Here is a 22,179-nt window from a genome sequence, read left to right as displayed (position 1 = left end):
CGAAGCCCGGCGTCAGACGGTGGTCGCGCGGCTGAGGGCCGTGCGCTTGTCGAGAACGTCCAGCGCCTCGTCGATATTCGCCACCAGTGCCGCCCGGTCGCCATTGGCGGTCTGCCAGGCGTCGATGAAGGTGCTGGTCTTGCCGTAGCTGTTGTCGAGCACGCAGTGATCGGCATCGAGAAGCAGGCTCATGATATGCCCGTGCATGCGGTCGGTGATGACCTGCCGTGCGGAGCTCAACAGCCGAACGCCGCGGTCGAAACGCTGCTGCGCCCGCTCGCGATAGGCCAGTTCGGTCATCTTCGCCCGCCCGCCGACATCGCCGCGCAACAGGCCCTTGATGATGGCAGCACGTTTCGTGCGCTTCTGGAAATCGGCTTCCTCCTGTTCCGGCCAGTCCGCCAGGATCACCTTCGGGCGCGCCATGGCGCGTGACGTGTCATGCGCAGCACCGACTTCCTGATCCGCCCGCAGGTTGAGGAGCAGGTCGTGGCTTGGCGCGAGGCGCTTTACCGGACCGATCCAGAAGGCCATGTCCGGGCAAAGCCGGACTTCGCACTGGAACCACTTCTTGGCGAACTCGAAGCTTTTCTTGTCGCGCACGAGCAGCTTGTAATTGCCGTGCTTCTCGATCGCGCGTGCCGTGCTGCCGACGTTTTCCTGGTTCTTGAAATGGATCGTCTGCGGCATCTGGATGACCGGACGGCCCTGGTATTTGCCCAGGATATGTTCGCGGAACTCCCGGAAACCCGGCCAGATATCGCCGAAATTGCCACCGCCATGCAGCAGGATCTGGCCATCGCCGATGGCGGAAAGCATCCGCTCGTCGCTGTGGGTGGGGATTTCGCTGACGAAGCTCGGCTTCGATTTGACCCGGTCGAAATACGCGAGTTCTCCGAGCCAGATGGCGCTATCACCGATATTGTAGTGGTTCGGGAAGTCCAGAAGCGCGTAACGCCCGGACAGATCGACCAGATCGGCGAGGTTCTCGTGGATCACGCCCTGAAGCCTCTTGATGGTGGCAGCACTCGTTTCCTGCATGGGATCTCCTTGACGGTACAGTCGTAATTCCGGGTTGGTTCTACTTTTGCGCCAGCAGGCGGAAGCGTGCGGGCAGCATAGACATGATCATGGCGAGATAGGGCCGGATCATCTTAAAGGCGAAAATCAGCATGAATGCGGCATAGACGGCGCCGCCCAGCACGATACAGATACCCGTGCCGAGCCATGCGGGCGTTACCGCCGCAAGGATGAACGGCTTGGCGAACCAGACGCAGACGGCCATGACCAGCGAACCGATAAACGGCATGCCGATCGCCTTCAGCGTTCCGATGGAATCGATATGGGCAAAGCGCTTCAGCACATATTGCTGGTAGGGCATGGTCAGCCAGGCGCGCAGCGCATATCCCGCGGCGACCGCGATGATACCGTAAGGCACCAGCAGCCAGGTCAGCACGACCGTCATGGCAAGCTGCAGCGCTGCGACTGACAAGATGCTCTGCGCCTTGTTGACGGCCGCAAGCGCCGAGGAGGCAAAGACGTTCATCACGAAGGGAACGGCCATCATGACGAGCACGGTCGCGACATCGCCGGCATTGCCCCACTTGTCGCCGAACAGGAAGAGGATCAGCTGGTCCGACAGCGCGCCGAAGCCGAGCAGCAGCGGGAAAGTCCCGAGCGCCGCCAGCCCGACGATGCGGTTATAGGCGTTGCGGAAGGCGACCGGATCGGCCTGCAGCTTCGACAAGGTCACCAGCGCCACGCTGCCGATCGGCGACAGCACGGCCTGCGAGATCAGTTCGATCAGCCGCCAGGCGATCCTGTAGCGACCGACTTCCGTCGGCCCGAACCAGCGCGAGATGAAGATGTCCTGCACCCGGGCAAGCATCATCCAGAGAATCTGGCTCACCACCAGGCTGACGCTGAACAGGAAGATCGAGCGGAAGATCGTGAAGTTGAACCGCAGCTTCGGGATCCAGCGATAGGACAGCCATCCGAGGATGACGAGGACGATGCCGTTGACCGCCGTCTGCGCCACCAGCGACCAGACGCCCCAGCCGAGAAACGCGGCCGCAACCGCCGTCAGACCGGAAAGAAGGCTCGCGGCAATGCTCTGGGCGGCAAGGCTCTTGTGGCCGAAATCGCGCGCCAGCCGGGCATTGTGGATGACGGCAAGCGACGACAGAGGCAGGAAAAGCGCCAGCCATTTGAGGATTTCCGCGACATTCGGATCGCGAACGAATTCGCCATAGGCAGGCGCGGCGAAGAAAATGACGACACCGACCGAGACGCTGAAGGCGACCGAGGCCCAGAAGGCGGTATCGGCCAGCTCTTCGTCCAGTTCGAGCTGACGGGTCACGGCATCGCCAAGCCCGGCATAGGCAAGCACCCGGCCGATTTCGACGAACAGGCTGGCAAGCGCAAACGTGCCGAAATCCGCAGGCCCGAGAATACGGGCCAGGATAACGAAGATGATGAAGGTCGCGACCGTGCTCCACCCGACGCGCACGATCGACCACAGGATCGATGTCGCGGTTTTCTTTTTCAGGTCGCCACTATCGACGGCTTGAGCATCCATGAACATTCCAATCGATTAGAAGGCGGCGCAAACCGCCCCATATGCGTCTTGGCCCGCATGGCGTGGACCGTTTCCGAAAATGTCCGGATGTTTTAAGAGGTCTGGCCCGCCCGGCCGCTGCGCCAATAGGCCCAGAGTCCGGCAAAATTCTGCTTCACCGTGTTCCGATAGGTCAGCCCCAGCGCGCTATCGAGGTTCTTGCCGCCGAAATATTCCTTCAACGCCTGGCGCACGTCCCAGCGGAACATGCCGCGCATGTTGGAATCCCGCACGAACATGTATTTGGCGTAAAGCGCGCCATTGCCATAGGAATAACCGTCGAACAGCCGCTGAACCTGGTCCATGCTGCGTCGGCCGTGGAAATGCTTGACCACGAGGCTTGGAACATATTCCACGCTGAAACCTTCACGGAAAGCCCGGTGAATGTAATCCGTATCCTCGCCTGAGCGGAACGTGGCGCCAGCGCCGAAGCGCACGTCGAAAACACCGACCTTGTCCGCCAGCACCTTTGGGAAAGCCATGTTGCATCCGTGGATGAAGCCGCCCGGATGATTGTAGATGTTGAGGACCGCGTGTTCCGTGTCCGTCTTGATCGTGATCGGCAGATCGCGCTCGTCGCCCAGGTCGATGCGGCCGCCACGCATGACGGGGGCGTTATCATTGGCGAACAGAGCGGCGATGGTGGTGAAATAATCCGGCGAGACTTCGCAGTCGTCATCGGTAAAGGCAAGGATGCGGCCCTGAGCGTTCTCGATCCCGGTGTTGCGGGCATGCGACAAGCCCGGACGGCTTTCGAAGATTAGCGTCGTTTTGATCGGAGCGGTCTCGCTCCACCTGGCGACGACCTCGGAAGTTGCATCGGTCGAACCATTGTCGACGAAGATGAACTCGAGCTTGAGGTCTCGCGCTTGCAGCGCGGCATGGGAGATGGCCTGCAGGCAGCTATCGAGCCCGAAGGCGCGATTACGCGAAGAAATGATGAGGCTAATATCGACAACCTCGAACGTCATCCTGTTCCCTTCAACCGTTAAGCGAATGAAGCGACTTGCCGCCACTTCGTCACCAAGAAACTTTTTGCACTGCAACAAACCACGAAAGCAATCAGGAGTGCAATTGGGGTATTTTCATGATTGCTGCTCACAGATAGGGCAGCTTTCGTGCCGGAACATTGCCAGCGCCAGATATTTTGCATACCCGCCTTTCTTGTCGGAAAAATGATAATCGGTCGCTTCAATCCCCTGTTTTCAGGTAAAAACAGCCGATTTTGCTCATCTGAGCCTGCTGCGCCGTCACGCGAAAACAGCACGAAATTCACCCTTTCGCCGTATTCACCCTTCTAAAATTGGTGCAGTGCCCAAGATTAGGATCGCGTCTCTGCGCTTGCGCAACCACGACACCAACATGGCGTTTGCGACATCTGTCGCATCGACGGAAGCGCGAATCGCCAGGCCGAGAATCGCGTCGGACTGCAAGAATTGGGTCCGCGCCCTCATCATTTGGAAAGGTCCGCTGATCGTAAAACTGTGTCTGTTCAGGCCTGCTTGACCGTTCGTGGGCCACCCGCTGTAGCCGCCCAGGCTGCCAGCTTCGACAGATAGACCTGCGTCCGCAAGGGCGCAGATGCTTTCACCGCCATCCCTGTGTTCCGCAACGGGCAATAGCCCCTCCCCGGCCTTGCGATACGCGCCCTCTCCTCTCTCCAAGAAAGATGGACAGCCACCCAAGCTCACGTTCCAGAACTGCTAAGGAATTCAAAACATGGCTAGTTTTACTGTTGTCATTCCGTTCTACCAACGGAAAAAAGGAATTTTGTCCCGCGCGCTGAAATCGATATTCGCGCAAAGTTTCAAGGATTTCGACATCGTCATCGTCGATGACCAGTCGCCCCTCTCCGCTGAAACGGAATTGCGCGACAGCCCCGCCGAATGGAAGCCGAAGATCCGCGTCATCCGCCAGGAAAACGGCGGACCGGGTGCAGCCCGCAATACCGGCCTGGACAATGTTCCGCCAGAAACACGCTTAGTCGCTCTGCTTGATTCCGACGACATATGGCGCACCGACCACCTGAAGAACGCCCATGACTTCATGACCCGCTTCGAGGCCGAATGCTATTTCGCCTCGATGCAGGAAAGCGAGGAATTCTATTACCATTTCGGCATGGCCAAGCTGGCGGAGACGGAGGAAGGCAAGACGCTGGTTGAGGATCCGCTCGTGCTGGAGATCCCCGAACTTGCCAGCGTCATGCTCAAGGACTGGGCCTTCCTGCACCTGAGCTGCATGGTGATCGCGCGGCCGCTGTTTGAAACGATAAGGTTTGATCCGGCGCTGCGGCTTGCCGCCGAGGACGTGCTGTTCTTTGCCGATTGCATCCTGAATGCGAGGCGAACCGTCTTGTGCGACACGCCCGGCGCTGCCCGTGGCATGGGCGTCAACATCTTCCACGGCATAGACAACCAGTCGCCGGAATTTCTGCAGCAGCAGTTCAACACGCTGGTGGCGCTCGATACGCTCGAAACGCGTTTCGAGGACAGGCCGGAGGATGTCGCGTCGATCACCTCCTATAAAAACATCGCAAGACGACAGGCGCTCTGGAGTCAGGCTGGACGGCTGAAGCGCCGTCAGTCGCCCGATTTCGGAATGCTGGCACGCTGGGTCATGCACGACCCGGCCATTCTTGGCGCAGCCGTCAAGCTTGGCGCAGGCAAGCTCGATCGCGGGCGCGGATAATCCGGCCTGCGACAACGGACACTGTTTGGCGACGAAAACGACAGGGCGGATGACAACTCATCCGCCTTATGCCCTTTTGGTATCAGCCCTGCCCTGCTACCGGCACGCCGGCCAGCAGATAGCGCGGGGTCGTCGGCAATGACGCCGCCGACGTGTTGTTGCGCCGAAGCGCATCGTACTTATCGAAGAAAATGCCGGTGACCACAGGCACAAGGGCATCCGGACGCGACAGGATATGCCTGATCGCACCGCCCTTGCCCGATTGCCGTTTCACATCGAGAAACTCGCGCAATTCATACCGCGCCTTGATGTGGTCGCGGTGATGGGTAATCACCGAACGCGCATCAGCAGACAGTTGCATGGCGGCAAGCACTGCGTTGTCGGCCTCATAAAGCCGCCTCAGGTCCTCGGTGCGATGACGGCTGCTGAGAGAATCGCCGCGCACCACGGCACCGTAACCGCAATGTTCGATCACCTTGTAACGGGCGCCGAGCGCAAGCGCCCGCACATAGAAATCGTAATCCTCGCCGAGCCGCAGCCCCTTGTCGTAGGTTAAGCCATTCGCAACGATGAAGGATCGGCGCATGACCGGCTTCAGGAAACCGGTCTCGCCGCGCGGTTTGCCACGCTGCGAAATATTGCCCTCGACGAACTGGACGAGCGAAAGCTCGCGCGCCCGCGACTGAAACTGCGCTGGTGCAGAAAGGGCAGCCGGATCGGCGACGAAGGCGATGTTGTCGGCGATAAAATCCCATCCGCTTTCTGCAAGCATCGGCGCGAACCGGCCTGGAAAGAAAAAATCGTCCGCGTCAAGAATTGCGATCAGCGGCGCGCTCGACTGCGCAATCGCCGCATTTCTGGCCGCCGAAGGTCCTTGGTTCTTCTCGAAGGAAATGATCTTCAGGCGACCACTTCCATCATTCGCCGCAAGTGCCGCCTGATCCGTTCCGTCGCTGGAGCCATCATCGACGACGACGACTTCAGATACGGCAGCCTCGCGAAGCGCAGAAGCCACTGCCAGACCGATCGTATCGGATGCGTTCTTGGCTGCGATGATTACACAGATCGTTTCGTCAACGGCTTGCGCCATAAGCTTCTCCATCGTCCGTTTCACCGCTCATTGGTGCAGACTTATGAACTTAGGAAAATGGCAGCGATGTGAAAGGGCTAATTTTAGGGGCCAGAAATGCCCGTCAAAGGCTCAATGATCCTGAATGTGAACCCGAGCTGGCGCTTCGGCTGTCAGGCTGTCGCGGACGCCTGCCTCTGCTCTCGACTTTGCCTTGAGGCCATCACTCGACCGGTCGGCATCCATCTGCGCCTTCTCCCGACGCACCATGTAAACGATTCCGATGAAATAACCGATCTGAAGTATTAGCGCGCAGAAAATAGTCTCGATGAGCGCCGTCCAGAAGGAACCTGACATGACGTAAGCGGCAATAGCAAACACGGCGAGTGTGCCCAACATGCTCACGAATACACGCGGTGCGTACATCATCATTCCTCCCGAGGGACTTTTCTTATGAATTTTTAAATTTCATCAGTCCTCTCACATGCCCTTTACATTACTGTGCAGTGAGAGAGTTTTCAAGATTTTCGCCGGCTCATAAATTTTGACCAGTGAATCTTTCGTAAGGTTCCGTCATCGCCCGCTAGGTGCCTTTCAAACGGGTCAACACCCTGTTACCACATATCTCCACCACACTTTCGCCACAATTAAGCCTGATTTGGCGCCTCTTGGAACAAATAGACGCCGCCGGGTGCCGAGCGCCCGCGATATCCGTTCACTTATTGTTACAAAGGTCACAAGGCGCCATCATGCGCCTTTTTGCGCCGCACCATTGTATTGCAGTGCAGCAGGCCTAGGCCTTTGGTCCTAAGGGCAAGCTACTTAGGGCCTGAACCTCAAGAAGCGGTGAATGATCAGACCGCGTAAAATCACTGGTAATACATCCGGATCAAGTTTCGATTACGATTAATAGTCGACATCGATTCAATTTTACAGGCTTGCGGTAGTATTTGTGTAAGCCTTTATATTTACGATCACGACCTGCAGCTGTGACAATCTCTCGCCTTTTGGCCTCCCACCGGCCCTTCCCGTCACATCGCAGAAATTTTTGTCTGGCATCAAATTACGAACACAGACTTATTATCACATACCAGCTCAATGAAGCGCCGCTTAAGGCACCGACTATCGCCAAACCTAAATGGAGCCCCCTCTATGAAGTCAGCGACACGTTCGGCAGATACGCCGCTATCAGACCTGGACCATGCCGCCATGACACTCCCGATCGGCGGCCTGGCCAAAAGAACGTTTGACGTAACCGCAGCAGGCATGGCTCTGATCGTTTTCAGCCCGCTGTTTTTGATGATCATGGCTTTGGTAAAGCTGACCGACAAAGGCCCCGCCTTTTACGGACACAGCCGCATCGGCCACAGGGGCCGTGTGTTCAAATGCTTGAAGTTCCGCACCATGGCGGTGAATGGCGATGAACTGCTTCGGAAGCATCTTCGGGAAAACCCCGAGGCTGCGGAAGAATGGCGCCAGACCCGCAAACTGAAGGACGACCCGCGCATCACGGCCGTTGGTCGTGTCCTGCGTAAGCTCAGCCTTGACGAACTGCCGCAGCTCCTCAACATCGTCCGCGGTGAGATGAGTGTCGTCGGTCCGCGCCCGGTCGTTGACGACGAGCTGAAGGTCTATGACAGCTCTGCCGTCTATTACCTGCAGACCCGCCCCGGCCTGACCGGCCTATGGCAGATCAGCGGACGCAATGACGTGTCTTACGAGACCCGCATCGCATTCGATACGCAGTATGTGCAGAACTGGTCGCTGATAAAGGACGTCTCGATCATCTTGAAGACGATCCCTGCCGTCTGCATGGCCCGCGGTAGCTACTGACGGGCATCATAGCCGCACCGCGCGTTATCCGCCGGTGCGGAAATCACCACGAAATACGAAATGCAATAAACCAAGGAGATCTGATGGGTATCCGAATGGTCTTTCCGCGACGCATCCCGACGCTGGCAATAGCGGCGGGAACATTTGTTTTGTCGCTGACCACATCAGCAGGCGCGCAGACTTCTGCCCAGCCTCAGTCCCAGACACCCCAGTCCCAAGCCCAACCTCAGGCAGCAGCTGCGGCCCAGCCTGCGACAAAGACCAGCAAACCGGCGCAAGCGACGGCAACGGTCAGCGCAAAGAGCCAGGAGGGTGCCTATCGCCTTGGCGTAATGGACAAGCTTCGCATTCGCGTTGCGGAATGGCAGCCGGCAGACGGCAGCGTCCGCACCTGGGATGCCGTCAGCGGCGACTATGCGGTCGGCCCGTCCGGAGCACTATCGCTGCCCTTCATCGGTGATCTCGATGCCGCCGGCAAGACGACGGCAGAGGTCGGCAAGGCGATCGGCGAGAGGTTGCAGAGCGAATTCGCCCTGCGCAATCTCCCCTCGGCTTCCGTGGAAATCGCGGAATTCCGGCCGCTCTTCTTGGCGGGCGATGTCGATAAGCCGGGCGAATATCCCTATTCCCCCAATCTGACCGTTCTGAAAGCCGTCAGCCTCGCCGGTGGCCTCAAGCGTTCCGACGCCGGCCAGCGCTTTGCCCGCGATTTCATCCGGGCGCGCGGCGATGCCCAGGTCAGTGATTCGGAACGCGGGCGCCTGATCGCTCGCAGAGCGCGCCTCATGGCCGAAATCGCCAATGCCAAGGAACTGGCCATGCCGCCGGAACTGAAGGATGTGCCGAACGCCAAGGAACTGATGGCGAGCGAGGCCTCGCTTATGAAGTCGCGTCGCGAACGTTACGAGCTTCAATTGAAGGCGTTGGCCGACCTCAAAACCCTGCTTGATACCGAAGTCCAGTCTCTGGCGCAGAAATCGGGAACACAGCAGCGGCAGCTCGCGCTCTATAACGACGACCGCGATCGCATGGCCAAGCTCAGCGAACAGGGTCTTGCCACATCCAGCCGCCGTCTCTCGGCGGAAGAACGTGCAGCGGATCTCGAATCCAACATGCTCGATACGGATACGGCTTCGCTGCGCGCCAAACAGGATATCAACAAGGCGAACCAGGACGAGATCAACCTTCGCAACGACTGGGATGCCCAGCGCGCCCAGGAACTGCAGGACACCGAGGCGCAGCTGGAAAAGCTCGGCCTTGAACTCTCGACCAGCCGCGAGCTGATGCAGGAAGCCCTGGCGCAGTCGGCCGAAGCCCTGAAGTTCGACCCGTCCAACAAGGACGCGACGATCAAATACGTCATCGTCCGGGATAATGGCGACGGTCCGAAACAGATCACCGTCGATGAAAACGCCATGCTGCGCCCCGGTGACGTGATCAAGGTATCATCAGACCTTCTGATGCAGTGATAGGTGGCGAATGAAAATCGCTCGGTCGATGTTGGTCGACCCTGACAGGAATCAGGTCTATGGGATAGCGGCAGTGGCGCTATCCTTCTTCGTCTTCGCCTATTCCAGCCTTTTCGGGCAGGTGTCGATCCTGGTCTATTACGGGCTCTGGTTTCCACTGATCCTGGTTGATTACAAACGGGTGCTGGGCAACTATTTCAGATATTTCTGGATAATCGCCTTCCCGCTTCTCTGTTTCCTGTCGGCCTTCTGGTCGCCGGCGCCATCGGTGTCGTTGAGGACGGCAATCCAGCTGCTTACCCATCTGATCTGCGCCCTGATCGCAATGCGCACGATCAGCGTGCTGACGCTGACACGCGGTTCGATCGTCGGCACGGTCGTGGTCATGCTCTATTCGATCGTCTTCGGTCACTACAGCTATGATGCGATGGATGGCAGCTACAGCTTCGTCGGATCCTTCGCTTCCAAGAACCAGCTCGGGCTTTACGCCTCGCTCGGCATTGTTTTCTCAGTTCTCTACGCCATCGTCTTCCGGCGCCGGGATATATGGCTGGCTGGCGCCGGTGCCGCGGCACTTCTCTGCGCCTACTGCCTGATGGCGTCCCAATCGGCAACGTCCGTTATCACCACGGCGGGGCTGATTGCCGCCTGTATCGCCTATCTGCCATTCGGTCTCTTGGCGCCAGGAAGCCGAAAGCTGCTATTCGTCGGCATTCTCGTGATCGGCCTGGCGATCGTCGTGGCCGGCCTGCAAATGGGCGCAGTCGATGCGATCCTCGGCCTGTTCGGCAAGGATTCGACGCTGACGGGCAGAACCTATCTCTGGCAACAGGGTATCGAGGCAGCACATCTCAACCCGGTCCTCGGCATGGGTTATCAGGGTTTCTGGGTCCAGGGTTTTGCCAAGCCGGAACAGCTTTGGGACGAGTTTTTCATCGCCACCCGTACAGGCTTCCACTTCCACAACACCTATATCGAGGTGGCCGTGGAGAACGGCTTGGTCGGTCTTGCGCTGCTTGTCTTCATGTTGCTGCGAAACGTTTTCGGCCATCTGAGCGCCATGCTGAACCGGCACAATGATCCGTCATCCATCGTCCTGTTCGCCGTCAGCCTGTTGCTGCTGATGCGATCCTTCGTCGAGATCGACGTGATCTTCCCCTATCAGATCGGTTCTTTCCTGATGTTCTATGCCGCTGGAAAACTGACCCTCCGGCGGCCCGTGCCCCAGCTTCCGCAGCAGCGATACAGGCACCACCCGATCGCGGCCTGACCCACCAAAAAGCAAACCGCCCGGAGCAGAAGCCCCGGGCCGTTTTCATTTCAAGTCTTGGGAGACTTAGGCTGCCCTTGCGGCATCGAGCGGAATCTCGACATCGATCTCGAGGATCGAGACATTCTCGTCGCGATCGACCTTCACCGTGACACGGTCAGTGTCGAGCTGGACGTGCTTGGCGATGACGGCAAGGATTTCCTCGCGCAGGATCGCGGTCAGGTCGGAGCCGGTGGATGCCCGCTCGTGAGCCAGAAGAACCTGCAGGCGTTCCCGCGCAGCAGGCGCCGAGCGCCGAGGCGAACGGGTGAAAAGACGCAGTATGCTCATGCGGCCTTCCTTCCGAAGAGTTTTCCGAAGATGCCGCGCTTTTCGCCCGGCACCGTCACAGGTACGATTTCGCCGGCCAGACGGCGGGCAGCTTCAAAATAGGCCTGTGCCGGCGCACTGCGTGCATCCGACAGCGTGACCGGAGCACCGAGGTTCGATGCCTTCAGAACATCCGTGCTTTCCGGGATGATGCCGAGAAGCGGGATGGAGAGGATTTCCAGAACGTCGTCGACCTTCAGCATGTCGCCGCGTTCTGCACGGACGGAATCGTAGCGGGTCAGAAGCAGATGCTTTTCCATCCGCTCGCCGTTCTCGGCCTTCAGCGTCTTGGAATCGAGCATGCCGATGATGCGATCCGAATCGCGAACCGAGGAGACTTCCGGGTTGGTGACGACGACGGCAACGTCGGCATGGCGCATGGCAAGCGTCGCGCCCTTTTCGATGCCGGCCGGGCTGTCGCAGATGACCCAGTCGAAATACTTCTTCAATTCGCCGATGACGCGCTCGACGCCCTCTTCCGTCAGCGCGTCCTTGTCGCGCGTCTGGGAAGCGGGCAGCAGGAACAGCGTGTCGAGCCGCTTGTCGCGGATCAGCGCCTGCGGCAGCTTTGCGTCGCCGTTGATGACGTTGACGAGGTCGTAGACCACGCGGCGCTCTGCACCCATCACGAGGTCGAGGTTGCGAAGCCCAACATCGAAATCGACGACGGCGACCTTTTCATTGCGCTGTGCCAGCGCTGCTCCGAGTGCGGCCGTCGATGTTGTCTTGCCAACCCCGCCCTTGCCGGACGTCACGACTATGACTTTCCCCATCTTGATCTCCTGTATTGAACCTTGTTCCGGTTCAGAAAAGTACGTCTGCCATGATCGTTTCGCCCTCAAGCGAAAGCTGCACGGCGTGCCCGCGAAGGCTTGAATCCATGTCTTCCGCCATCTTGTAGATACCGTCGATGGCGATCAGTTCCGCCTCTAGGCGGCGGCAGAAAATGCGTGCATTGCTATTGCCGATCGACCCTGCCATCGCCCGGCCGCGCAGCGTGCCGTAGATGTGGATCGAACCGCCGGCGATAACCTCGGCACCCGATGCAACGGAGCCGACGATCGTGATGTCGCCTTCCGGAAAGATGATCGACTGACCGGAACGGACCGGCTCGTCGATTGTAAGCGACTGCGGGATCGCCCGAACCTGCGGCGCTTCGTGGCGCTGCGGCGCCGGTGAGACAACCGCGGCGACATCCGCCTCGGCCTCGGCCTCGGCCTCGGCCTCGGTTTCCGGCTCCTGTGCCGTTACCTCGACGTCGGAGGCAGGCTTGCCGCCCTTCATCGCAGGTGGCATTTCGGGCGTGAGCTGCGACGGGCGCGCGCCCTCGATGCCCATGATCCGGACCTTGCGCGCGGCAAGGTCGTCGATCAGTTGTTTCAGTTCGGCCTTCTTGATCGAAAGCTCCGAGACGTCGAGGACGACGGGCCTGTCGAGAAAGAAACCGGCAGATCGGGCAGCCAGATCGTCGAGGCGTTCAAGCCATTGATCCAGCGGAAGATCCGGTGAAAGAACGACCGCCAGGAACGAACGGCCCTTGATGCGAATGGAGCGAGCGTCTGTTAGCACTTTGGTCATCTACGTTAATAAATCGTTGCCCGATGTCTACCGCTGACGTGGTTAACAAATGGTTAACGCGACCCGCCCAAATCTTAAGAAGCGGTAACCAACTCGGGTGAAACAGGGTCGCGATAGGTGATACGGAAGACCCTGAACCTGCAGCCTTGATCGAGGCTTATGCGAGTTTTCTTTTGCAAGCGACGAGCCGGGCACGCCTTGTTTCCGCATAGAAAAAAGTGGCGCGAGGAGAAACGGAAAGAGGCGAGCCATGGGCCCGCCTCCGGTAAATCATCGTTCTTGAGCTTAAACGGCCAAGCCGGCGAGAATCAGTCTTCCTTGATATGGCTGTGATGCTTGGTGTCGCGCATCTTCACATAGACCATAAGCGAGATGGCGATCATGATCGTCACATACCAGAAAAACCACTCTTCATGGCCGATCTGCTTGAACTTCAGCGCCACGAATTCAGCCGTGCCGCCGAAGATCGTGTTGGCGAGCGCGTAAGGCAGAGCGACGCCGAGCGCACGGATATGCGCCGGGAAAAGCTCGGCCTTCACCACAGCGTTGATCGACGTGTAGCCGGTCACAATCAGCAGGCCGACCAGCGATAGCAGGAACGCATTGAACGCGTTCGTCGTGGCCGCAAGCGAGGTGAAGATCAGGTAGGTGAACAGCGTGCCGAGGACGCCGAAGCCAACCATCAGCGGTTTGCGCCCGATCTTGTCGGAAAGCGCTCCGGCAATCGGCTGGCACAGCATGAAGACGAACAAGGCCGCCGTGGTGATCTCCGTCGCCGTCTCCTTGCTGAAGCCCGACGTGTTGACCAGGAACTTCTGCAGGTAGGTCGTATAGGCGTAGAAGGCGAGCGTACCGCCCGACGTCAGCGCGATGACGAGGAAGGCTTCTTTCGGGTAATGCCTAAAGAGCGCCCAGCCGCCGGAAGCCTTTTTCGCATCCTTGTCGGCATTCTTGAACGACTGCGTCTCGACGAGGCCGCGGCGAATGTAAAAGACCACGATCGCCAGCAATCCGCCGATGAAGAACGGAATACGCCAACCCCAGGACTGCAGCTGTTCCGCAGTGAGCAAAGCCTGCAGCACGAGCAGCACCGCAAGGGCTACAAGCTGACCGGAAATCAGCGTCACATACTGGAAGCTGGAGAAGAAACCACGACGGTTGCGACCGGCCATTTCGCTGAGATAGGTGGCGCTGGCGCCATATTCGCCGCCGACACTGATACCCTGGAGCAAACGCGCAAACACGAGGATCGCTGGCGCAGCAAGGCCGATAGACTCGTAACCTGGTGCAATCGCGATCAGGAAGGAACCGAGACACATCAGCGTGACGGAAAGCGTCAGGCCGGCCTTGCGTCCCTTGCGGTCGGCATAGATGCCCATGAACCAGGCGCCGATCGGCCGCATCAGGAAGCCCACGGCAAAGACGGCCGCAGCACTCAGCAGTTCCGCCGTCTGGTCGCCCGAGGGAAAGAAGATGGGAGCAAAATAGAGGGTGAAGGCGGAATAGACATACCAGTCGTACCATTCGACCAGATTGCCGGCAGAGCCGCCAATGATAGATTTCAGCCTGACCTTTTCGTCGATAGGCGACGAGGCCACGTCTTTTGCCAAGGTGTTATCCAAGAGCGCAGATCCATTTCTGAACAGCGCGGCGACGTAAGGGTGCCAGGGGGTGCCACGCATCGCAATCGCGGGCCGCGCCGGGGTTGGGGTGTCCTGAAAGGACTTGGGGTGTCCGACCGTGTTACGCCCGAAAGCCCGTCGAGGCCAGCCCTAATCGACCCGTCAATAAGACATATTATCGCAGTGCAGCATTTTTCGCGAGCGAATGGCAGCAACGCCGCCATTCCCGATCTCACCTGCCTGTTTGCCGTCAGGACTTGGGGTTGATGTTTTCGAAATGAAGCAAAAGGCCGCTATGATCCTTTTCTCCGCCACCTTCGAAAACGAAGTCGGAAAATTCACCGGTCACCGTTTGCGTCAACGGCAGCTGCAGCGAAAGTTCCTTGGCGAGCGCCATGACCGTATTCAGGTCCTTCAGCTGGTTGTTCGACGAACCACCGGGATCGAAATTCCGTTCCACCATGCGCGCGCCGTGCAGCTCCAGAATACGGCTCTCCGCAAAGCCGCCGCGGATCGCATTGCGGAAGGCTTCACGCGATGCGCCGCCGGCCTGAACAAGGATCATCGCCTCAGCGACGGCACCGATGGTGACCGCCACGATCTGCTGGTTGGCGAGCTTGCACACCTGCCCTGCCCCGCTCGACCCCACATGCGTGACGCGACCGAGAACGGCGAAGACATCTGCCAGATCCGCAACCACATCGACATCACCACCGGCCATGATCGCCAGCGTTCCCGCATCGGCGCCGACGACACCACCGGAAACCGGGGCATCGAGATGCCTGATGCCGATGGCAGCAAGTCTGGCGGAATGATCGCGGGCAATCGACGGCGCAATCGAACTGGTGTCGATCAGCACGGCATCCTTCTTCATCGCAGCAGCAACCCCGCTATCGAACAGGACCGTACCGACGACATCGCCATTGGTCATCATGGTGAAGACGATATCGGCATCGCGAACCGCGTCCGTGGCCGAAGCGGCGACCACTGCCCCCTCGGCTTCAAGCGGCTTCGCCTTTGCAGCGTCACGGTTCCATACCGTCAGAGGATAACCGGCGCGGGCAAGCCGGCGCGCCATGGGCAGCCCCATCAGGCCAAGCCCGAGAAAGGCTATCTTCTTCTTTTGCGTCTCGCCGGTCACAGCTTGCCTCCCAGCTCATCCTCGATGTGGACCTGGATGATCTCGTCGAAATTCTTCTCAGACGTGAAGCCGAGTTCGGTGGCACGCTTGGCCTCAAAACCTGGTGCCCAGCCGGCGACCATATTCATGATCATTTCGTCCGGCTGACGACGGATCAGTTTCACTGCGTCTTCGCCCGCCGCCCGCCGCAGGGCCTCTATCTGCTCACCGACCGTCGCGCTGACACCCGGCATGGAAAGGCTGCGGCGCCAGCCGAGTTTCGAAAGGTCGAGACCGGCGCCATGAATGAGGAACCCAACGGCCGAGCGCGGCGAGGTGTGCCAATGACGCACGTCCTCGGAGACAGGCAGGATTGCTTCCTGTCCGACAAGCGGCTCGCGCAGGATGCCGGAGAAGAAGCCGGAGGCAGCCTTGTTCGGCTTTCCCGGGCGGATGCAGACCGTCGGCAGACGGATGCCGATACCATCGAAGAAACCGCGCCGGCTGTAATCGGCCAGCAGCAGCTCGCTCATCGCCTTCTGCGTGCCGTAACTGGTGAGCGGCGTCAGATGGAAATCATCGGGGATCGGATAGGGCAAGGGCGCACCGACGACCGCGATCGACGAGGTGAAGACGACGCGCGGGAAATAACCATCCTTCTGGTTTTCAAGCCGGATGGCATCGAACAGATAGCGGGTACCGTCGAGATTGATGCGATAACCCTTGTCGAAATCGAGTTCCGCTTCGCCCGAAACGATTGCCGCCAGATGGAAAATCACGTCCGGCCGCGTTGCGATCAACTTTTCCGCTTCACCGGGCAGGCTGAAATCAGACGCCAGCGTCGTCACCTTGCCGGCATAACCGGCAGGCGCCTCCGGCTCGATGACGTCGACAAGCGTCAACGCATCAACGGGCTTGCCGTGCAGCACCCCTTCCGAAACGAGACGCTGGGTGAGCTTGCGACCGACCATGCCGGCAGCACCGATAACAAGAATATGCATGTTTCCTCCCATACACCCGTGGATGCCCCACGAATTTCCTCTTGTAAGGTTGTCTGATAACCCTGTATGCTCCGTTTGGAAATAGAAGAGTTCGTCATCAGGCAAAAAAGCAGCCGGTGAAAACTGACGTGAGGCTTTGGACTGCCGGAGACATTTCCGGGCACTCCTGGGGAGGAGAGACTACATGACGGACCTTTCAGGCTCGATCGCCGAGCAGCGTCTTTCGCTATGCGCAATTCTTGGCGAAGATCTTGTCCTCACCAACTCGGCTGACATGCTGCAATATTGCCGCGACTGGCACGGCGACGTGACCAGCGCTGCTGTTGCCGTCATCCGCCCCCGCTCGACTGAGGATGTGCAGGCGGCCGTCAAGGCATGTCGCGATCTCGGCCTGAAGATCGTGCCGCAGGGCGGCAACACAGGCCTCGTTCTCGGCGGCATTCCGGATGAACCGGAACGTCAGGTCGTGCTTTCGCTGGAACGCATGAACAGGATCCGTAACATCGACAGCGACGATTTTTCCGCCGTGGTCGAGGCCGGATGCGTGCTGGCCGAACTGAAGGATGCGATTGCCGAAAAGGGCATGTTCTTTCCGCTCGCGCTCGGCGCGCAGGGCAGCTGCCGCATCGGCGGCAACGTCTCCACCAATGCCGGCGGCATCAACGTTTTGCGCTACGGCATGACCCGCGAACTGGTTCTCGGCCTCGAAGTCGTGCTTCCCGATGGCAGCGTCTTCGACGGCCTGTCGACGCTGCGCAAGGACAATCGTGGGCTGGACCTGAAACAGCTCTTCATTGGCGCAGAAGGCACACTCGGCATCATCACCGCCGTATCGGTGAAGTTGACGCCCTACCCCGACAATGTCGCGACCGCCCTTCTGGCGCTGAATTCGCTGGACGATGCGATCACCCTCTACCGCCGCGCAAGACGTGATTGCTGCGATCTGATGTCGGCCTTCGAATTCATGCCTCCGCTCGCATTCACACTAGCGCGCGAAGCCATGCCGGACCTGCCGATCCCGCTTTCAGGTGATTACCCTGCCTACGTGCTGATGGAGATTTCCGGCTCCGGCCTCGTTGATATCGATGACCTGATGCACCGTTTCCTGGAGGGCGTGATGGGGGACGAACTGGTGGTCGACGGCACGATCGCCACATCGCAGGCGCAGGCTCGCAATCTCTGGCTCATCCGTGAAGGCATGAACGAGGGACAGGCCAAGCGCGGAGCCCATATGCGCACCGACATCTCGGTATCGCTGTCGCAGCTTGCCGCTTTCGTCGTCGATGCCGAAGCGGCGGTTGCGCAAGCACTGCCCGACTGCATCAGTGTGTCCTACGGCCATGTGGGCGACGGCAACGTACACCTCAACGTGCTTCCGCCGGACGGCTCGACCATCGAGGAACGCCACGAGAAGATCTACAAGGCCAAGAAGGTCGTCAATGTCGTGGTCGACAAATATAACGGAAGCATCAGCGCCGAACACGGCATCGGCCGCCTGAAGCGGGACGATTTCGAGGAGCGCCTGTCGGATACCAAGCGCAGCCTGCTGGTTGCGATCAAGAAGGCGATTGACCCCGAGCTTCTGCTCAACCCCCATTGCCAAATCGATCTCGGCGCGGATATTCGCTAGCCATCACAAGGAGCACTATCCGCCATGGCCGATTTCACCCAGATCAGACGAAGTGAGCATCTGCCGACGCGCATTGCCGCCGAGATCGGCCGGGAAATTGCCGATGGCAGCATCGCTCCGGGCCAGAAACTGCCGACCGAACATATTCTGGCACAAACCTTCGGCGTCAGCCGTTCGGTCGTCCGCGAGGCGATCGCCCACCTGCGCAATGAAGGCCTTGTCGAAACCCGGCAGGGCGTCGGCGCCTTCGCCACGGAACTGGCGCAGCGCCAGTCGCTGCGCATCGAGGCAGGCCCACCGGAAGACAAGGAAGCTTTCCGCGACCTGTTCCAGGTGCGCTTCGCATTGGAGACGGAAGCTGCTGGCCTGGCAGCCCTCCACCATTCACGCGAGGATCTTGCCAGGCTCGACGAGATTTTAGCGCAGATGACCGGCGCGGAAAAATGGGGTGAACACGGCGTCGTCGCCGATCTCGCCTTCCATCGTGCCGTCGCTGCCGCCACTCACAATGAATATTTCCAGCAATTCGTCGGCTTCATCACCGAGCGAACCCATGTCGCGATCAACGCGGCTCGCGCCGCAGCGATTTTGGAGGAAATCGTCGAAGTGACCATCGCCGAACATGTCGCCATTCGTGATGCGATTGCAACCGGCGAGCCGGCTGCCGCAAAGACCGCAATGAAGCGGCACCTGAATGGCGCTGCCCGGCGCCTGAACCTTGAGCTGGAAATGAGCTGACGGCAGGTCAGGGTTGGTTTTCCACCCCCACGTCCTCCTGCCGTTATAGACAAAACGCAAAAGTCATATTAAAACGTCTCTAACGTTGTCGGACATCTGACAACGTCGGGAAAGGTGGAGGCCTTTTCCTGAACATGGGAGGATTTTCTTGGCATATCTGCATGCCCTGTCGTCGGATATCGTCTTGCCGGTGGATGCGCGACATGCGCTTCTGGTTGGACGTGTATGGTCGAGCGCAGCAGCCGGCCCTAGCCCGGTACTTTTCTCGAACGGACATCTTCTAGACCTCTCTTCACTGGCGCCGACCCTGTCCGCGCTGCTGGAGATTGAGGATCTTGTTGCGAGGCTGTCCGCAACCTCATCATTCACCGATCTTGGAAGCCTCGATGACTTCCTGAACGGCAAGGCAGGAACGCTTCTTGCGCCGGCCGACCTTCAGGCGATCAAGGCCGCCGGCGTCACCTTCGCAGACAGCATGCTGGAGCGGGTGATAGAGGAACAGGCCAAAGGCGATCCTCTGCGCGCCCAAGAAATTCGCGGCCGCCTGGCCCCGGTTCTCGGCGATAACCTCAAGGGCCTCGTTGCGGGATCGGAAAAGGCTGCCGAAGTAAAGAAACTGCTGCAGGATATGGGCCTCTGGTCGCAATATCTCGAAGTCGGCATCGGCCCGGACGCGGAAATCTTCACCAAGGCCCAGCCCATGTCATCCGTCGGCTGTGGCGCCGATGTCGGCATCCATCCGAAATCCGACTGGAACAATCCTGAGCCGGAAGTCGTGCTCGCCATCACTTCCAAGGGTGAGATCATCGGCGCAACGCTCGGCAACGACGTCAACCTGCGTGATTTCGAAGGCCGCTCGGCGCTGCTCCTGAGCAAGGCGAAGGATAACAACGCCTCCTGCTCGATCGGCCCGTTCATCCGCCTGTTCGACGGCAAATTCACCATCGACGACGTCAAGTCGGCTGAGATCAGCCTGTCCGTGAAGGGCGAAGACGGTTTCGAGATGACCGGTGTCAGCCCGCTGAAGGCGATCAGCCGTACGCCGGAAAATCTGACCTCACAGCTTTTGAACCGCAACCATCAATATCCTGATGGCGCGCTGTTCTTCCTCGGCACCATGTTCGCCCCGGTCAAGGATCGCCGCGGCAAGGGCCTCGGCTTCACCCACGAGATCGGCGACATCGTCGAGATCTCGAGCCCCAAACTCGGGCGGCTGGTCAACCGGGTGGAACACAGCGACACCTGCCCCGAATGGACATTCGGGATAACCGCGCTGATGAAAAATCTGGCCAAGCGCGGTCTTTTGTAAGGGCATCAGGGAGGAGCAAATGCAAAAGATTATCGACCTATTCTACAAGTTCCTTGAGATCCTGCTGATCCTGCTTCTGGCGGGCATGGCCCTGATGGTGTTCGGCAATGTCGTGCTGCGCTACGGCTTCAATTCGGGCCTCAACGTCTCCGACGAACTGTCGCGTTACTTCTTCGTCTGGCTTACCTTTATCGGCGCCGTCGTCGCATTTCGCGAACACGCCCATCTGGGCGTTGAATCCCTGGTGGCGATGCTTGGCCGCAAGGGCCGCATCGCCTGCATGATCCTCAGCAACCTCGTGATCATCGGCTGTTCCGCCATATTCTTCTGGGGCACCTGGGTCCAGTTGCCGATCAACACCAGCATGGCGGCTCCCGTCACCGGCCTTTCGATGGGCTGGGTCTATGGTGTCGGCTTCTTTACCGGCGCTGGCTGTATCCTGATTTCACTGGACCGCCTTTTCCGCCTCCTGACCGGCCGCGTCACCGAGGAAGAGATCGCCGCCTTTACCGGCGAAAACCTGACGATCGAGCAGATGGCGGAGCGCACCTGATATGACACTATTCGTATTTGTCGGCTCCCTGCTTGGAGCCATGGCGATCGGTGTACCCGTCGCCTTCTCGCTGATGTTCTGCGGCGTCGTGCTCATGTGGCACATGGACATGTTCAACAGCCAGATCATCGCCCAGAACATGATCGCGGGTGCGGACACCTTCACCCTGCTCGCCATTCCCTTCTTCATTCTCGCCGGCGAGCTGATGAACTCCGGCGGCCTGTCGAAGCGCATCATCGATTTCGCCATCGCCTGCGTCGGCCATATCCGCGGCGGCCTCGGCATCGTGGCGATCGTCGCAGCCCTTATCATGGCCTCGATCTCCGGCTCGGCAGCGGCCGATACCGCGGCGCTTGCCGCGATCCTCATCCCGATGATGGCGAAGGCCGGCTACAACATTCCGCGCTCGGGCGGCCTGATCGCCGCCGGCGGCATCATCGCCCCGGTCATCCCGCCATCCATGGCCTTCATCGTCTTCGGCGTCGCCGCAAACGTCTCGATCACCCAGCTCTTCATGGCCGGTATTTTCCCCGGCATCCTGATGGGCCTGTCGCTGGTCATCACCTGGCTCATCGTTGCCCGCAAGGACAACGTGCAGGCGCTGCCCAAGACCACCTACAAGGAACGCCTCAACGCGACGGGGCGCGCACTCTGGGCGCTCGGCATGCCGGTGATCATTCTCGGCGGCATCAAGGCCGGCGTGGTGACCCCGACGGAAGCCGCAGTCGTGGCTGCGGCCTATGCGATGTTTGTCGGCATGGTGATCTACCGCGAACTGAAACCGAGCGACCTGCCCCGCGTCATCCTGCAGGCAGCCAAGACCACCGCGGTCATCATGTTCTTGGTTTGCGCCGCACTCGTATCGGCATGGCTGATTACCGCTGCCAATATTCCGGCCGAAATCGCCGGCTATATCGAGCCGCTGATCGACCGGCCGATGCTGCTGATGTTCGTCATCATGATCCTCGTGCTCGTCGTCGGCACCGCCCTCGACCTGACGCCGACCATCCTGATCCTGACCCCTGTCCTGATGCCGATCATCAAGCAGGCGGGCATCGATCCGGTCTATTTCGGCGTGCTATTCATCATCAACAACTCGATCGGCCTGATTACGCCGCCAGTCGGGATTGTTCTCAACGTTGTCAGCGGTGTCGGGAGGATACCGCTTGGCAAGGTGACGGCCGGGGTTTGGCCGTTCCTGCTGGCACAGACGATCGTGCTCTTCCTGCTCGTGCTGTTTCCCGATCTCGTGATGGTACCTGCACGATGGTTGCATTGACGGCCTGACAAACAACCTTTTCTATTCAAAGTTC

Annotated in this window: 21 protein-coding genes; 9 read left to right on the top strand and 12 right to left on the bottom strand. The window is 59.4% G+C overall.

Annotation, left to right across the window (positions count from 1 at the left end; translation table 11 throughout):
* Positions 1-12 precede the first annotated feature (12 nt).
* The 4 genes from GGE33_RS00915 to GGE33_RS00900 form a co-directional block, all read right to left on the bottom strand.
* Positions 13-1,041 (bottom strand): polysaccharide pyruvyl transferase family protein, encoded by a 1,029-nt coding sequence (locus GGE33_RS00915; RefSeq protein WP_183820896.1) that lies wholly within the window; start codon positions 1,039-1,041, stop codon positions 13-15.
* 40 nt (positions 1,042-1,081) lie between these two features.
* A complete protein-coding gene (locus GGE33_RS00910; RefSeq protein WP_183820895.1) occupies positions 1,082-2,578 on the bottom strand; it encodes a lipopolysaccharide biosynthesis protein in 1,497 nt (498 codons plus the stop codon).
* Between the two features lie 92 nt (positions 2,579-2,670).
* Positions 2,671-3,588, bottom strand: coding sequence for a glycosyltransferase family 2 protein (locus GGE33_RS00905; protein ID WP_183820894.1), 918 nt, complete (start codon positions 3,586-3,588; stop codon positions 2,671-2,673).
* 17 nt (positions 3,589-3,605) lie between these two features.
* Positions 3,606-3,884: a hypothetical protein gene (locus GGE33_RS00900; RefSeq protein ID WP_183820893.1), complete on the bottom strand. Its 279-nt coding sequence runs from the start codon at positions 3,882-3,884 to the stop codon at positions 3,606-3,608.
* 452 nt (positions 3,885-4,336) lie between these two features.
* Between GGE33_RS00900 and GGE33_RS00895 the strand changes: the two genes are divergently transcribed.
* Positions 4,337-5,305 carry a glycosyltransferase family A protein gene (locus GGE33_RS00895; RefSeq protein ID WP_183820892.1) on the top strand — a complete coding sequence of 323 codons (969 nt, stop codon included), beginning with the start codon at positions 4,337-4,339 and terminating at the stop codon, positions 5,303-5,305.
* 82 nt (positions 5,306-5,387) lie between these two features.
* On the opposite strand, the gene GGE33_RS00890 is transcribed toward GGE33_RS00895, so the two are convergent.
* Both GGE33_RS00890 and GGE33_RS00885 read right to left on the bottom strand, forming a co-directional pair.
* Positions 5,388-6,395, bottom strand: a complete 1,008-nt coding sequence (locus GGE33_RS00890) for a glycosyltransferase family 2 protein (protein WP_183820891.1) — start codon at positions 6,393-6,395, stop codon at positions 5,388-5,390.
* A 111-nt stretch (positions 6,396-6,506) separates the two neighbouring features.
* The gene (locus tag GGE33_RS00885) at positions 6,507-6,803 is read right to left on the bottom strand and encodes an exopolysaccharide production repressor protein (protein WP_246435668.1); all 297 of its coding nucleotides are present in this window, start codon (positions 6,801-6,803) and stop codon (positions 6,507-6,509) included.
* A 723-nt stretch (positions 6,804-7,526) separates the two neighbouring features.
* Between GGE33_RS00885 and GGE33_RS00880 the strand changes: the two genes are divergently transcribed.
* The 3 genes from GGE33_RS00880 to GGE33_RS00870 all read left to right on the top strand — a co-directional run bounded on the left by GGE33_RS00880 (position 7,527) and on the right by GGE33_RS00870 (position 10,946).
* Positions 7,527-8,207, top strand: coding sequence for a sugar transferase (locus GGE33_RS00880; RefSeq protein WP_183820890.1), 681 nt, complete (start codon positions 7,527-7,529; stop codon positions 8,205-8,207).
* An 83-nt stretch (positions 8,208-8,290) separates the two neighbouring features.
* Positions 8,291-9,676, top strand: coding sequence for a polysaccharide biosynthesis/export family protein (locus GGE33_RS00875; RefSeq protein ID WP_246435665.1), 1,386 nt, complete (start codon positions 8,291-8,293; stop codon positions 9,674-9,676).
* A 10-nt stretch (positions 9,677-9,686) separates the two neighbouring features.
* Positions 9,687-10,946 carry an O-antigen ligase family protein gene (locus GGE33_RS00870; RefSeq protein ID WP_148143047.1) on the top strand — a complete coding sequence of 420 codons (1,260 nt, stop codon included), beginning with the start codon at positions 9,687-9,689 and terminating at the stop codon, positions 10,944-10,946.
* Positions 10,947-11,012: 66 nt separating this feature from the next.
* Here GGE33_RS00870 and minE read toward each other — a convergent pair whose 3' ends face one another.
* The 6 genes from minE to denD all read right to left on the bottom strand — a co-directional run bounded on the left by minE (position 11,013) and on the right by denD (position 16,636).
* The gene (minE, locus tag GGE33_RS00865; RefSeq protein ID WP_183820889.1) at positions 11,013-11,276 is read right to left on the bottom strand and encodes a cell division topological specificity factor MinE; all 264 of its coding nucleotides are present in this window, start codon (positions 11,274-11,276) and stop codon (positions 11,013-11,015) included.
* Positions 11,273-12,088: a septum site-determining protein MinD gene (gene minD / locus GGE33_RS00860; RefSeq protein ID WP_148143045.1), complete on the bottom strand. Its 816-nt coding sequence runs from the start codon at positions 12,086-12,088 to the stop codon at positions 11,273-11,275. Before minD ends, minE begins: the two co-directional genes overlap by 4 nt.
* Positions 12,089-12,119: 31 nt before the next feature.
* The gene (gene minC, locus GGE33_RS00855) at positions 12,120-12,893 is read right to left on the bottom strand and encodes a septum site-determining protein MinC (RefSeq protein ID WP_183820888.1); all 774 of its coding nucleotides are present in this window, start codon (positions 12,891-12,893) and stop codon (positions 12,120-12,122) included.
* A gap of 308 nt (positions 12,894-13,201) precedes the next feature.
* Entirely contained in the window at positions 13,202-14,503 is a 1,302-nt protein-coding gene (locus GGE33_RS00850; RefSeq protein WP_246435663.1) for an MFS transporter, read from the bottom strand.
* A 262-nt stretch (positions 14,504-14,765) separates the two neighbouring features.
* On the bottom strand, positions 14,766-15,605 hold the full coding sequence (locus GGE33_RS00845) for an NAD(P)-dependent oxidoreductase (RefSeq protein ID WP_246435777.1): 840 nt from the start codon (positions 15,603-15,605) through the stop codon (positions 14,766-14,768).
* A 47-nt stretch (positions 15,606-15,652) separates the two neighbouring features.
* A complete protein-coding gene (gene denD / locus GGE33_RS00840) occupies positions 15,653-16,636 on the bottom strand; it encodes a D-erythronate dehydrogenase (RefSeq protein WP_183820885.1) in 984 nt (327 codons plus the stop codon).
* A gap of 184 nt (positions 16,637-16,820) precedes the next feature.
* On the opposite strand from denD, the gene GGE33_RS00835 reads away from it, so the two are divergent.
* From GGE33_RS00835 to GGE33_RS00815, 5 genes are all read left to right on the top strand, one after another.
* Positions 16,821-18,266: an FAD-binding oxidoreductase gene (locus tag GGE33_RS00835; RefSeq protein WP_183820884.1), complete on the top strand. Its 1,446-nt coding sequence runs from the start codon at positions 16,821-16,823 to the stop codon at positions 18,264-18,266.
* 24 nt (positions 18,267-18,290) lie between these two features.
* Positions 18,291-19,004 (top strand): FadR/GntR family transcriptional regulator, encoded by a 714-nt coding sequence (locus GGE33_RS00830; RefSeq protein ID WP_183820883.1) that lies wholly within the window; start codon positions 18,291-18,293, stop codon positions 19,002-19,004.
* 148 nt (positions 19,005-19,152) lie between these two features.
* Positions 19,153-20,313, top strand: coding sequence for a fumarylacetoacetate hydrolase family protein (locus tag GGE33_RS00825; protein ID WP_183820882.1), 1,161 nt, complete (start codon positions 19,153-19,155; stop codon positions 20,311-20,313).
* Positions 20,314-20,332: 19 nt separating this feature from the next.
* Positions 20,333-20,866: a TRAP transporter small permease gene (locus GGE33_RS00820; protein ID WP_183820881.1), complete on the top strand. Its 534-nt coding sequence runs from the start codon at positions 20,333-20,335 to the stop codon at positions 20,864-20,866.
* A 1-nt stretch (position 20,867) separates the two neighbouring features.
* On the top strand, positions 20,868-22,145 hold the full coding sequence (locus GGE33_RS00815) for a TRAP transporter large permease (RefSeq protein WP_148143037.1): 1,278 nt from the start codon (positions 20,868-20,870) through the stop codon (positions 22,143-22,145).
* The last annotated feature ends 34 nt before the right edge of the window (positions 22,146-22,179 follow it).

Source organism: Aliirhizobium cellulosilyticum, assembly GCF_014198105.1.
GTDB classification, from domain to species: Bacteria; Pseudomonadota; Alphaproteobacteria; order Rhizobiales; family Rhizobiaceae; genus Neorhizobium; species Neorhizobium cellulosilyticum.
This window is presented reverse-complemented; position numbering and strand designations above follow the sequence as displayed.